Here is an 11809-nt window from a genome sequence, read left to right as displayed (position 1 = left end):
AGTCCCAATGTGGCCGGTCACCCTCTCAGGTCGGCTACTGATCGTCGGCTTGGTAGGCCGTTACCCCACCAACTACCTAATCAGACGCGGGTCCATCTCATACCACCGGAGTTTTTACCACTATACCATGCGGTACCGTGGTCTTATGCGGTATTAGCAGCCATTTCTAACTGTTATCCCCCTGTATGAGGCAGGTTACCCACGCGTTACTCACCCGTCCGCCGCTCAGTCAATTAAGTCTTCATCCGAAGAATCAAACTTAAGTGCTTCGCTCGACTTGCATGTGTTAAGCACGCCGCCAGCGTTCATCCTGAGCCAGGATCAAACTCTCGTTAAAAAATCTGAAATCCGTTTTTACACAGACTTTAGAATCAAGTTCGTTCTGGGTCAAGAAAACTACTAGCTTTCTTATCCCTTTTACTGTTTTAAGGTCGACATTTAAATGTCTCGTTCTGAATTTTTCTCTTTAAGAAATCTTCAGGGTTGTTGTCTATTGTTTAATTATCAAGGTTCTTTTTTGTCTTTGTCTGTCTCTCACGAGTCAGCCTAAACATAATATCATGCGTCTCTTTAGTTTGTCAAGATATTTTTTCAACTTTTTTTGATTTTTTTCAACATCTTTTTCCACATTCAACATATGCATGTTTTCCTGCTTACAAACCACAAGATTTAGGCCCGCCAGACAAACGGAGAAAGAGGGATTTGAACCCTCGCGCCGCTATTAACGACCTACTCCCTTTCCAGGGGAGCCCCTTCGGCCAGCTTGGGTATTTCTCCAAATCTGCTCGATTTTTTCATATAAAAAACTACCAGCTAACCGGTTGGTAGTTTTTCAAGCGGAGAGGGTGGGATTCGAACCCACGCGCCCTCTCGGACAAACGGTTTTCAAGACCGCCTCGTTATGACCACTTCGATACCTCTCCACATATTTAATTGACGTCGTTTACCTCAGCGACAGTGATTATTCTAGCACACAAAGGATTCTTCGTCAATAGCTAATTTCCATTTTTTTATTTTTTCTCTCAGCTTTTCTTTCTTCCAAGAAAACTTTCGCAATTTCCAGATCTTCCGGTGTCGTAATCTTAATATTTTTGTATGAACCTTCGAATAATTTGACCGGTCGATTCATTGTCTGTTCAACAACCATGGCATCATCCGTTACATTAATGCATTCTTTCTTCATCAGCTGAGAATATGCCTCTTGAATCAACGAATTTTCAAATACTTGCGGCGTCTGAACCGCCCATACATACTTTCTCTCCGGTGTATTCACCGCAAATGTATCGTCATCTACTAATTTTATAGTATCTTTACTCGGCACACCAGCAACACAAGCCTTGTATTGTTCTACAGTGTAATATGCACGTTCCAAAATCTCTTCATCGACAAACATTCTCGCACCATCGTGGATATAAACATAACATTCTTCTCCTGCAATCATCCCAAGGCCCTGCCAGACAGAATCGAATCGTTCTTTTCCTCCCGCCACAATGGCACGAATCTTTGCGAAGCCATATTTTTCTACAATCTGATTCTGGGCATACTTCTCCTGACCTTCGCCCACCACCAGAATAATATCATCTATGATTTCTGATTTTTCAAAGCTTTCCAGCGTATAATAGATTAATGGTTTTCCATCTAATTCAATATATTGCTTCTGGACCGACGTCCCCATTCTCTTTCCCTGACCTGCTGCCAGTACAATTGCTGTACATCTTTTTTTACCTTGAATCTTCATATCCATTACTCCGTTTTTTTGAATCTTATTATCGTTCCCCGAGCTTCAGATTCGGAACCGCATTCAGATCCCATCCATGTCTGGTTCCATTCATATACTCATAATAAGCCGCTACCCCGATCATTGCCGCATTATCTGTACAATAAATCGGTGACGGATAATAGAATTTCACACCTCGTTCCTCACACGCTGTTTTCATAGCGGACCTAAGCGCACTGTTTGATGCCACACCGCCAGCAATCGCAAACTTATCTACATGATACTCTTCTACCGCATGCATTGCATTTGCTACAAGGACATCAGTAACTGCTTTCTGAAAAGAAGCAGCAATATCTGCCTGGTTATACTCCTGCCCTTTCATCTGGCAACCATTGATATAATTCAACACTGAAGATTTTACGCCACTGAAGCTAAAATCATATGGGGCATCTTCTACATGTGCCCGCGGAAATATAATTGCTTCTGGATTCCCTTCTTTCGATACTTTATCAATCTTAGGACCCCCGGGATAGCCTAGCCCAATTGCCCTTGCCACTTTATCAAAAGCTTCTCCCGCCGCATCATCTCGGGTTCGCCCGATAATATCAAACTTTCCATAGTCCTTGACACGAACCAGATGGGTATGTCCACCCGAAACAACCAGAGAAAAGAATGGCGGTTCCAGATCTTTGTGTTCAATAAAATTAGCTGCAATATGGCCTTCAATATGATGCACACCTACCAATGGTTTCTTCGTTGCATATGCAATAGCTTTTGCCTCTGCCACCCCCACCAGGAGCGCTCCCACCAGTCCCGGACCATAAGTAACGCCAATCGCATCAATATCATCCAGCGTCACATGCGCCTCTTCCAATGCCGTCTCTATGACCTGATTTATTTTTTCAATATGCTTTCTGGACGCAATCTCAGGAACCACACCCCCATATAATGTGTGAAGTGCAATCTGTGAAGATATGATATTCGATAAGACTTCCCGTCCATTTTTCACTACTGCTGCTGCCGTCTCATCGCAGGAGCTCTCAATTGCCAGAATTAATACATCTTTCTTTTCGCTCATAACTATACCTTTCCCTACTAATCAGAAAATACAAGTTCCACAGAACGCTTATCTTTTGCTGCGATTGCTCTTGGGAATATCTCCCTTACTGCATCCATATAATCTTCTGGCCTTGTCAATGATGGACTATAATGCGTCAGCCACATCTCTTTTACATCCGCTTCTTTGGCAAGCTGTGCAGCTTCGTAAAACGTCATATGCTTGTATTCTTTTGCTTTTTTCAGTTTATCCTTTTCTCCATACATTCCTTCACAGATAAACAAGTCCGAACCAGCTGCATTTGTCTTAATGGATTCTGTTGGTCGGGTATCTGTACAATAGGTCAGCTTAATTCCCTTTCTTGCAGGGCCAAGCACCATATCCGGTGTATAGATCTGCTCACCGGTATTGACCGTCTCTCCTTTTTGCAGAGTCCCCCAATACCGTTGTGGAATCTGAGCAGCATTTGCACGCTCCACATCGAACTTTCCGGCACGGTCGATCTCCATAGTATAACCATAGCATGTCACATTATGATTAACACGAAATGCTTTTAGCCGGTAGCCATTCATCTCGAATGTCTTCTCCGGCTCATTGACTTCTATATATTTAATAGCAAACGGAAGCTCTGGTGCAATAACACGAAGTGCATTCACTACACGTTCCAGCCCCTTAGGTCCAATTAATGTCAGCGGTTCCGTCCGGTCCGCATTTCCCATCGTAAGAAGCATTCCTGGGAGTCCGCTGATATGATCTCCATGATAATGGGTAAAACAGATGACATCAATGGGTTTAAAGCTCCATCCCTTTTCCTTGATTGCAATCTGAGTTCCTTCCCCACAATCGATCAATATACTGCTGCCATTATACCGCACCATAAGAGCTGTCAGCCAACGATACGGCAACGGCATCATCCCTCCGGTTCCTAACAAACATACATCTAACATATTTTACCTCAATTTTCTATTTTGATTTGAAAACTTTCCACCAATTCATCATAGCAGTCCTCGCAAAGGTCAAATCGATCCACCTGATTATCTTTTCTTGAATGATACCCCCAGCGTTTTTCGACTTCTAACACATCCTCCTGGGGAATCCCTCCACGAACCCAAATCTCTTTGCCACATTTATTGCATATGATTTTTTCAACTTTATTTTTTTCTTCTAATTCTGTTCTAAACTGGCGCATACAATTCCTCCTGTGAGTATCCTGTCACTTCTTCTTTCTTGTTACGCCTACATTATATCTACTGTCAGCCTTGCTTTCCAGTGGGAACTGCTGTCATAACTGCCAGCTATTTACCAAGTTGTCTGCTCATTAATATTGCATCTTCTTTTGGGTCTGTATAAAAGTCCTTGCGAATTCCATCTTCGACAAAGCCACAGCCCTTATAAAAGGCAATCGCCGCCTCATTGCTCTCTCTAACATCCAGCATCAGATTCACGATCCCTTTTTCTTCACAGAAGTTTTCTAGCGCCAACATCATATGACCAGCCACCCCTTGTCGCCTGCAAGATGCATCCACAGCAATTCTGGCAATCTCTCCCTCATCCAACACATAATATACAATCAGGTAACCTGCCAGATGTTCATTCTGCCACGCCCCCAGAAGCACTGTATTCTTCTGGGATAATGTTTCACCTATAGCATTCGCCGACCATGAATCTGAAAATATTTCCCGTTCCAAAGCAGCTATCTTATTAATGTCATTTTCGTCAATCTTACGAACTTCTAACATATTATAACGCCTCGATATCCTTAATCAACTGATCTACTGCTTCCTTCTTGGTTGCCCAGCTTGTACAAAATCGCACAGCGCTATGAGAAGCATCTACAGCCTCCCAAAAGGAAAATGAATATTTATCTTTTATCACATCTATATGCTCATTTGGCATAATCGGAAACTGTTGATTCGTATACGAATCATATCTTAGTGGATATCCCTTCTTCACAAACGCTTCTTTCAACCGCATGGCTAATTGATCTGCATATTCTGCAATTTCAAAATACAGTCCATCTTCGAACAATGTCTCAAACTGAATGCCGAGTAATCTTCCTTTTGCAAGCATACCGCCATGTTGTTTGATAAGATATCGAAAATCCTTCTTAAGCGCTGGATTCACAATAACAACCGCCTCGCCAAACAATGCTCCTACCTTCGTTCCACCAATATAAAACACATCTGTCAAAGCAGCAATATCTTCTAATGCAAGCGTATTCTCCTCAGACATCAGGCCATATCCCATCCTTGCTCCATCCAAAAACAATGGAAGTCCCAGCTCCTCACAAGTCTCGTGCAGTGCCCGCAATTCTTCTTTACTATACAATGTTCCATTCTCCGTTGGCTGGGAGATATATACCATTCCCGGCTGTACCATATGCTCATGGGTATCATCATTCCAATGAGCATCATACATCTCACGAACCTGAGCAGCGGTAATCTTACCATCTTCACTTGGAAGCGGCAGCACTTTATGTCCAGTCGCTTCAATCGCACCTGTCTCATGTACATTAATATGTCCGGTCACCGCCGCAACGACCCCTTGATGCGGACGAAGGATGGAACTGATCACTGTAAAGTTCGTCTGTGTCCCGCCCACGAGAAAATGCACATCCACATCATCCCGCCCGCAGGCCCTGCAGATCAGCTTTCTTGCATTCTCGCAATGGGGATCCTCTCCATAACCTGCCGTCTGTTCAAAATTCGTTTCTTCTAATTTCTCTAAAATCCGAGGATGAGCTCCCTCCAGATAATCACATTCAAATCTAATCATGTCCAAGTCTCTCCTTTCTCTCACGTTCTGCCTGCGATACACGCAGATAATCCGGCTGATGTTCCGCGGCAGTTTCTATCTTGCCCGCACGATAATATGCAACCGCAAGAGCTCCCACAGATGCCGCTCTCTGTCGATTCATATTCGCCGGTACAAAAGAGACCTTCTTTCCAGACATAATACGATTCTCAAGAACATCACGAAATACCGGAACTCCATCTCCAAGAAATATAATCTCTTTTTCTACATTCTGAAGCTTCTCACCCAATTCCTCAACACTGATTGCCATCTGATCTTCCAGGATCACCAATTCATCTCCGTCAAATTCATAGATTCCTGTATAGACCTGGCCTCTTCTGGCATCCATAATCGGGCACACAATCTTATCCGTACCACACAGATTATAAGCTAATCCTTCCAATGTCGGTATATGAATCAATGGTTTTTTCAGTGCCAGTCCAAGTCCCTTCGCGGTCGCCGATCCAATTCGCAATCCGGTAAATGATCCCGGTCCCGCTGCCACTGCTATGGCATCGATACTCTCCATATCCAATTCTATCATCTTTGCCACTTCGTCCAACATTGGAAGCAGAGTCTGAGAATGAGTCTTCTTATAATTCACCGTATATTCTGCTATTGTCTCCTGTTCCACCGGTCCCGCTTCCACAATTGCTACACTGGCCACAAGGCCAGAACTGTCTAATGCTAATATTCGCATACGCTAACCCTCCGATAATCAAATCCCTTTTCCAGATCCTTCTCTATCTTAATCTCCGTATAATGTTCCGGAAGAATCTCTTCTATCAGATTTGCCCACTCAATCAGACTTACTCCTTCTCCATAGATGTAATCTTCATATCCAATCTCATCCATCTCTTCTACATCACCAATCCGATACACATCAAAATGATAGAAGGGCAGGCGCCCTTCTTCATATATCTGTACAATGGTAAATGTAGGACTGCTGACAGGTTCTTCAATACCAAGTCCTGCTGCCAACCCTTTTGTAAAAACAGTCTTACCGACTCCCAGATCTCCAACCAGCGTATAGACCTGCCCTGCTTTGACAGACTGACCCATCTTAAATCCAAGTTCATAAGTCTCTTTCTCACTATTCGTCTCAATTATCATAAGAAAAATCCTTTCTATCTCTTCTTATCCAGTCGGCGGATTCTCACCGCCGGTGCCGGCATATGTGCATATATCATATCTACAACCGCTGTATATTCTTCTGCCATCTGATCTACCGGAAGAATAATTGCACGTTTCTGGGCATCATATAATATAATAATCCTTTTTTTGGATACTGCACGTTTAAACTTACTCCAGGAAGCTTTCCCACTGTCATCCGGAGTTGTAGTCTCTATTCCATAATCATCGAATTCATAAGTGACCGGTATATCCAGCCTCCTCGAATTCTGCATCTGACGTTCCACTTTTCTCTTGATAATATAAGGAAATATAAAGAATATTATCAATGCAAATATTAAGAAAAGTCCCATAAAAAGGTACTTTCCCTTCATAGCGAATGCCATCGTCAAGCCGATATTAATACCTCCCAAAATAAAGGAACCTATACCAACTGCCCCAGAATAAATGTGATATGTCATAAAATCTACCATCGATTGAACATCCATCTTCACTTCTACCTTCACTGACATATTCCCATCCCCCCTTCATTATTAATACTCTGTGGAGATAAGTATAACACATCTTTTTTTCTTCGGCTACTGATGTTATACTTATTTTGTATTTGAAAATATGTAACAGGAGGATGATCTATGAAGTTTACATTTTATCATAACAACATCAATGTATTGGATCTGGAAAAGTCTGTAAAATTCTATGAAGAGGCTCTGGGGCTTTCCATTACACGTGAAAAAGAAGCTAAAGATGGCAGTTTCAAACTTGTGTTTATGGGAGACAACACCACTCCACATCTTCTAGAACTGACCTGGCTTCGTGATATGGACAGACCTTACAATCTTGGAGACAATGAATTTCACCTGGCAATGCGGGTAGATGACATGGATGCTGCACTGGCACATCACAGGGACATGAACTGCGTATGTTTTGAAAATCTGGAGATGGGTGTATATTTTATTAATGACCCCGATGGATATTGGATCGAAATCTGTCCGGCCAAATAGTCTATTATGACATTATCCCCAATATCAAAGAGCGCCAAAGAGATTTCTTTGGCGCTGATGTATTCTAGTCATTTTTCACTTTAGATTCTTGCCTTCAGAATCGGGCTGATTTTCTTATAAATCAAAAATACAATCAAAGATACCAGAAATCCTTTCAACAGATTAAATGGTGCCACTGCGAAGATCACAAATGTTGTAAGACTGGTAATATGACTATTCACTGCGGTTCCCATTCCTACCAGTGCATCAATTGGCATTCCAAATGCTTTTGCATAAGTCGGCAGTAATACGAACGCATTCAGGAAACAGCCAATAAATGTCATAAACAAAGTACCTGTTACCATTCCGATAATTGCACCTGTTCTGGTACGTTTCTTCTTATAAATGATTGCTGCCGGTATAACAAATGCACAACCAATCAAGAAATTAGCAACTTCTCCAACACCTGCCGTAGCTGTCCCGTTGATTGCAAAGTTCAAAAGAATTTTAAGCAATTCAATAATCGCTCCCGCAAGTGGTCCCATAGTAAAACATCCAATCAATACCGGCACTTCACTAAAATCAATCTCATAAAACGATGGTGCAAAAGGAAGAGGGATCTCAAATAGCATCAAAACCACCGCAATGGCGGAAAGCATTCCCATCTGCGCCATCATTCTTACTTTTGTTCCTGAATTTCCTTTTGTTTTCACTACTGCATCTGTACTCATCTGTCTTTCTCTCCTTTTAATAAATATTAGAAACTGTCAAGAAAGAAAATCTTCTTGGAATCATGTAACCACAGCAGAATTAATATTCTATAAATTAAGAAATCCCCGACACTTTCGTATCGGGGTCTGTTGATATATCCATATATTACACAATCCTTCTCTCATCCAGACTTTACTGTCGGTTCTGGAATCTCACCAGATCAGCTGATGCCATAATACATCAGGTCGCGGACTATACCGCCGGTTGGGACTTGCACCCGACCCCGAAGAATTTCTTATCAGTTCAAAATTATTATAGCGCTACATACACGATGTTGCAATACATTTTTACTATTTATTCATCTCCCAAACCGGCATATGATCTTCACACCGCTCAAGATTCGGGCACTCTCCATAGACCAACGAATAGATCGGCGACTCTTCTTCGTATCTCTGAATCGCCTTGTCCAGTTTCGCAAGCATCTTCTCTCTGTCATGTGGCAAGGTTCCCCGAACACGAAATTCTATAAAATCATGAAAGCCATCATACAAAATACTCTGCTCTTCTCTGACATTCAGTCGTTCAATCAATGTCCTCTCTTCTCTTAGATTCTCCAACTCGTCTGCCGGAACGAATCGTCCTGCCTCCACTTCTTTGTAAAGAGGTACTTCTTTATGTAGGAACATAGAAAAATTCACCACATGCTTCGGATGTGTCCGACCCAGGAATTCTGCCATTGCCTCTGCATTCTCCTGGCCTCTTCCGTGCCCGGCTACACCCGTCATAATATGCGCATCATAAATCAGCCCCGCGTCTTGAAGTCTCTTGATCTCCGTATAAGCCTGGTCAAGATCATGATCCTTCTCCATAAAATTCAGCACATCATCCAAACCGCTTTCAATTCCAAGATACAGATGTCGCACACCTTGTTCATACAAAATCCGAAGCTCCTCATCTGTCTTCACACGGATGCTGGTCACCGTTGTATCCATATTGATGCACTGACATTCTGGGAAATAATTATGTATTTTTTCAAGAATCTTCAATAACTGTTCCGTCTTAAGTCCAAATGCATTACCGTCTCCCAAAAATATCTTCTTAGGCATCCCACCTAGATTCTTAACTCGTCTAAGTTCATCCTCAATCTGCTCCATGGGAAGCTCCCGATACTTTAGATGGCGGAACAGATTACAGAATTTACATCTATTATAAGAACACCCCACCATAACCGGAAGCATAAAGGAGGAGCGTTCCATGGGCGCACGGCATATCTGACCTTCGTAATTCATTCATCTTCCTCCCTTGTCATTTCATATGCCAGGAACTGTCGGTTCGATTATTACTCCACGTAATAGACATAATCCTCTTTGCGAGGTTTCGTCTCCGGGTAATCCCCTTCTACATATCCAATCACACAATGACCAATTCCTTCGTAATCTCCTTCTACTCCCCATTTCTTCAGAAGTTCTTTCCCATCTTCAGATTCAAATTCTTCTTTTGCACGATGGATCCAACAACTTCCAAGTCCCAGAGAATGTGCCGCATTCATCATATTTCCCATTACAAGGCTTCCATCATAGAGGTAAGTCGGTCTACTCTTATCAGCCAGTACAATCAAAACTACCGGCGCACCATAAAATGGATCTGTATCCGTTCCCATAATTGCCGCATTCATAGCGGACAGCTTATCCCTTGTCTCCTGATCAGTTACAGCAATAATAACCGGAGACTGGCGATTCATTCCCGTTGCAGCATATGTGCCGGCTTTGACAATCTCTTCTATATCTTCCTTTTTTACCATGTCAGGTTTGTAAGCACGAATACTTCTTCGCTCTATCATGTTCTTGATGCTTTCGTTCATAATGATAGCCCTCCTGTTGTTATGATTTCTATAGAAATAAAATAGCACTATGGGGATGGGTTGGCAAGAGGTGTGACCGTTTTAACAAAAATGTAAACAGCAGATGTTGCCGTGGCAGATGAAAAGTACTTTAATCATGTTTCTCAACCTCCATTTTTTGCTCGATTTTGCCAAGAAATGCCGTGTTTTCAAGGATTTGAGCATTTTCATGTTTCCATGCTCTCCTGGCGTATCTTAGCAAGATTTTGCATATCTTTTCCTTTGAGTGTGGGAAAAGTGTGGGAAATTCAACTGGTTTTCCCACAGTTAGTCTGCCATGGATGAAATCCCTTAAAACTGTCTAAAACACTAGGCATTGACTAACTTCAGTTTCTGTAATTCTTCCTTCGCATCTTCAAATCTTACATGAGTATATGTGTTAAGAGTAACACTGATATCCGCATGTCCCATCAGATACTGTAATGACTTTGGATTGATTCCTGTCTTTGCCATGTTGCTGCAGTAAGTATGACGACATACATGAGGTGTCACTTTTTGCATCTGGATTCGATAAATCTTATTGTATTTTTCACGAATATGCTGAAAATACTTCTGCCAATGAAGTGCTACCATAGGTTTTCCATTTTTATCCAAATATAAGAAACCTGCTTTTCCATCCACGATTGGTTCCACTTTTGGTTTCTTCCTGTTTTTCAAAATGGTTTTAAAACACTCATAAACCTCATTGGTCATGGGAAGAACTCTGGTTCCTGATGTGGATTTGGTATCTTCAATGATGTACTTCATTCCCGAAGTGCGAAGTAATTGATGATCTATATTGATGGTTCGCTCTCTCATATTGATATCAGATATCGTCAATCCACAGAACTCAGAGATCCTCATGCCGGTTTTGAAAAGAATGTATATTGCCTCATAATATCTTGAGAAATGCTTATCATTCTTCACAAACTCCAGGAACTGCCTTTCCTGCTTTCTGGTAAGAGCTTCTCTCGTTTCTGAATCATTTACCAGAACCGTAGCAAGTTCAAAGGCAAATGGATTCTTATCTAAGATATCATCTTCCAAAGCCATCTGAAATGCAGGTCTTACCACACCACGAATGGTATGAATGGTACTGTATTTCTTACCATTTTCCTGCAACTCAATCAGCCACAGCTTAGCATCAGAAATACGAATCTCATCAATAAATCTTTCTCCAAACGGATCCTTTTTCAGGGTATTTATCACAGTCTTATAACCGGCTCTGGTACTTTCACGTACCCCCTGCTTTTGCTTGATGTAACGCTCAACCAATTCATTTACTGTCATCTTAGGACAATTCGGTTTCCCCAAGAGCTGTTTCTTCAAAATCTCTTCTTCCATTGTTCTCAGAGCAACACAGTCCCTCTTTCCTGCAGGCAGCTTATCTGTCGGTTCTAACTTCCAGCTGTAAACATCCTTTCGTTTTCCGTTTTCTAAGTAACTATATCTATAACGACCATCCTTGCATTGGCTCTCTCGATCGCGTAATACACGTTTTTTGCTATCACGTCTCTTCTGACTCATATGTGCTAACCTCC

General features: G+C 42.0%; 15 protein-coding genes, 2 tRNA genes, 1 rRNA gene and 1 riboswitch. Of the genes, 1 reads left to right on the top strand and 17 read right to left on the bottom strand.

Features of this window, described 5'->3' with window-relative positions:
- The 12 genes from ABE613_RS04555 to ABE613_RS04500 form a co-directional block, all read right to left on the bottom strand.
- Positions 1-337: ribosomal RNA gene (locus ABE613_RS04555) — 16S ribosomal RNA — on the bottom strand; the annotation flags it as partial.
- Positions 338-687: 350 nt separating this feature from the next.
- A tRNA-Ser gene (locus tag ABE613_RS04550) sits at positions 688-777 on the bottom strand.
- A gap of 60 nt (positions 778-837) precedes the next feature.
- Positions 838-923 (bottom strand) — tRNA-Ser (locus ABE613_RS04545).
- A gap of 65 nt (positions 924-988) precedes the next feature.
- The gene (gene ispD, locus ABE613_RS04540; RefSeq protein WP_235233192.1) at positions 989-1738 is read right to left on the bottom strand and encodes a 2-C-methyl-D-erythritol 4-phosphate cytidylyltransferase; all 750 of its coding nucleotides are present in this window, start codon (positions 1736-1738) and stop codon (positions 989-991) included.
- A gap of 28 nt (positions 1739-1766) precedes the next feature.
- Positions 1767-2795, bottom strand: coding sequence for a tRNA (adenosine(37)-N6)-threonylcarbamoyltransferase complex transferase subunit TsaD (gene tsaD / locus ABE613_RS04535; protein ID WP_235233193.1), 1029 nt, complete (start codon positions 2793-2795; stop codon positions 1767-1769).
- 17 nt (positions 2796-2812) lie between these two features.
- Positions 2813-3721, bottom strand: coding sequence for a ribonuclease Z (locus tag ABE613_RS04530; RefSeq protein WP_235233194.1), 909 nt, complete (start codon positions 3719-3721; stop codon positions 2813-2815).
- Between the two features lie 8 nt (positions 3722-3729).
- Positions 3730-3963, bottom strand: coding sequence for a hypothetical protein (locus ABE613_RS04525; RefSeq protein ID WP_235233195.1), 234 nt, complete (start codon positions 3961-3963; stop codon positions 3730-3732).
- 106 nt (positions 3964-4069) lie between these two features.
- Positions 4070-4513 (bottom strand): ribosomal protein S18-alanine N-acetyltransferase, encoded by a 444-nt coding sequence (gene rimI / locus ABE613_RS04520; RefSeq protein WP_235233196.1) that lies wholly within the window; start codon positions 4511-4513, stop codon positions 4070-4072.
- Position 4514: 1 nt separating this feature from the next.
- Positions 4515-5549, bottom strand: coding sequence for a threonine aldolase family protein (locus ABE613_RS04515; RefSeq protein ID WP_347375803.1), 1035 nt, complete (start codon positions 5547-5549; stop codon positions 4515-4517).
- Complete coding sequence (gene tsaB, locus ABE613_RS04510) at positions 5542-6267, bottom strand: tRNA (adenosine(37)-N6)-threonylcarbamoyltransferase complex dimerization subunit type 1 TsaB (protein ID WP_347375802.1); 726 nt, start codon at positions 6265-6267, stop codon at positions 5542-5544. The genes ABE613_RS04515 and tsaB overlap by 8 nt, the downstream gene beginning before the upstream one ends.
- Positions 6255-6680, bottom strand: coding sequence for a tRNA (adenosine(37)-N6)-threonylcarbamoyltransferase complex ATPase subunit type 1 TsaE (gene tsaE / locus ABE613_RS04505; RefSeq protein WP_235233199.1), 426 nt, complete (start codon positions 6678-6680; stop codon positions 6255-6257). Before tsaE ends, tsaB begins: the two co-directional genes overlap by 13 nt.
- Before the next feature lie 14 nt (positions 6681-6694).
- Positions 6695-7210: a YcxB family protein gene (locus tag ABE613_RS04500; protein ID WP_235233200.1), complete on the bottom strand. Its 516-nt coding sequence runs from the start codon at positions 7208-7210 to the stop codon at positions 6695-6697.
- A gap of 120 nt (positions 7211-7330) precedes the next feature.
- Between ABE613_RS04500 and ABE613_RS04495 the strand changes: the two genes are divergently transcribed.
- Positions 7331-7699 (top strand): VOC family protein, encoded by a 369-nt coding sequence (locus ABE613_RS04495; RefSeq protein WP_347375801.1) that lies wholly within the window; start codon positions 7331-7333, stop codon positions 7697-7699.
- An 80-nt stretch (positions 7700-7779) separates the two neighbouring features.
- On the opposite strand, the gene ABE613_RS04490 is transcribed toward ABE613_RS04495, so the two are convergent.
- From ABE613_RS04490 to ABE613_RS04470, 5 genes are all read right to left on the bottom strand, one after another.
- On the bottom strand, positions 7780-8409 hold the full coding sequence (locus ABE613_RS04490) for an ECF transporter S component (protein ID WP_347375800.1): 630 nt from the start codon (positions 8407-8409) through the stop codon (positions 7780-7782).
- A gap of 149 nt (positions 8410-8558) precedes the next feature.
- A riboswitch (FMN riboswitch) is annotated at positions 8559-8684 on the bottom strand.
- 55 nt (positions 8685-8739) lie between these two features.
- Positions 8740-9678: a radical SAM protein gene (locus ABE613_RS04485; RefSeq protein ID WP_347375799.1), complete on the bottom strand. Its 939-nt coding sequence runs from the start codon at positions 9676-9678 to the stop codon at positions 8740-8742.
- A gap of 50 nt (positions 9679-9728) precedes the next feature.
- Positions 9729-10250, bottom strand: a complete 522-nt coding sequence (locus ABE613_RS04480) for a nitroreductase (RefSeq protein ID WP_235233204.1) — start codon at positions 10248-10250, stop codon at positions 9729-9731.
- A gap of 130 nt (positions 10251-10380) precedes the next feature.
- The gene (locus ABE613_RS04475; RefSeq protein WP_347375798.1) at positions 10381-10554 is read right to left on the bottom strand and encodes a hypothetical protein; all 174 of its coding nucleotides are present in this window, start codon (positions 10552-10554) and stop codon (positions 10381-10383) included.
- A 44-nt stretch (positions 10555-10598) separates the two neighbouring features.
- The gene (locus tag ABE613_RS04470; RefSeq protein WP_347375797.1) at positions 10599-11795 is read right to left on the bottom strand and encodes a site-specific integrase; all 1197 of its coding nucleotides are present in this window, start codon (positions 11793-11795) and stop codon (positions 10599-10601) included.
- Positions 11796-11809 lie beyond the last annotated feature (14 nt).

Source organism: Dorea chungnamensis (genome assembly GCF_039832125.1).
Classification (GTDB): domain Bacteria; phylum Bacillota; class Clostridia; order Lachnospirales; family Lachnospiraceae; genus JAFBIX01.
Note: the sequence above shows the minus strand (reverse complement) of the source record. Positions and strands in the feature narration are given on the sequence as shown.

Bases quoted from the DNA above. Each gene is read 5' to 3' on its own strand.
- ABE613_RS04515 (WP_347375803.1), bottom strand. From the start codon at position 5,549: ATGATTAGATTTGAATGTGATTATCTGGAGGGAGCTCATCCTCGGATT.
- rimI (WP_235233196.1), bottom strand. From the start codon at position 4,513: ATGTTAGAAGTTCGTAAGATTGACGAAAATGACATTAATAAGATAGCT.
- ABE613_RS04530 (WP_235233194.1), bottom strand. From the start codon at position 3,721: ATGTTAGATGTATGTTTGTTAGGAACCGGAGGGATGATGCCGTTGCCG.
- tsaB (WP_347375802.1), bottom strand. From the start codon at position 6,267: ATGCGAATATTAGCATTAGACAGTTCTGGCCTTGTGGCCAGTGTAGCA.
- ABE613_RS04490 (WP_347375800.1), bottom strand. From the start codon at position 8,409: ATGAGTACAGATGCAGTAGTGAAAACAAAAGGAAATTCAGGAACAAAA.
- ABE613_RS04500 (WP_235233200.1), bottom strand. From the start codon at position 7,210: ATGTCAGTGAAGGTAGAAGTGAAGATGGATGTTCAATCGATGGTAGAT.
- tsaD (WP_235233193.1), bottom strand. From the start codon at position 2,795: ATGAGCGAAAAGAAAGATGTATTAATTCTGGCAATTGAGAGCTCCTGC.
- ABE613_RS04485 (WP_347375799.1), bottom strand. From the start codon at position 9,678: ATGAATTACGAAGGTCAGATATGCCGTGCGCCCATGGAACGCTCCTCC.
- tsaE (WP_235233199.1), bottom strand. From the start codon at position 6,680: ATGATAATTGAGACGAATAGTGAGAAAGAGACTTATGAACTTGGATTT.
- ABE613_RS04495 (WP_347375801.1), top strand. From the start codon at position 7,331: ATGAAGTTTACATTTTATCATAACAACATCAATGTATTGGATCTGGAA.
- ABE613_RS04525 (WP_235233195.1), bottom strand. From the start codon at position 3,963: ATGCGCCAGTTTAGAACAGAATTAGAAGAAAAAAATAAAGTTGAAAAA.
- ABE613_RS04470 (WP_347375797.1), bottom strand. From the start codon at position 11,795: ATGAGTCAGAAGAGACGTGATAGCAAAAAACGTGTATTACGCGATCGA.
- ABE613_RS04480 (WP_235233204.1), bottom strand. From the start codon at position 10,250: ATGAACGAAAGCATCAAGAACATGATAGAGCGAAGAAGTATTCGTGCT.
- ispD (WP_235233192.1), bottom strand. From the start codon at position 1,738: ATGAAGATTCAAGGTAAAAAAAGATGTACAGCAATTGTACTGGCAGCA.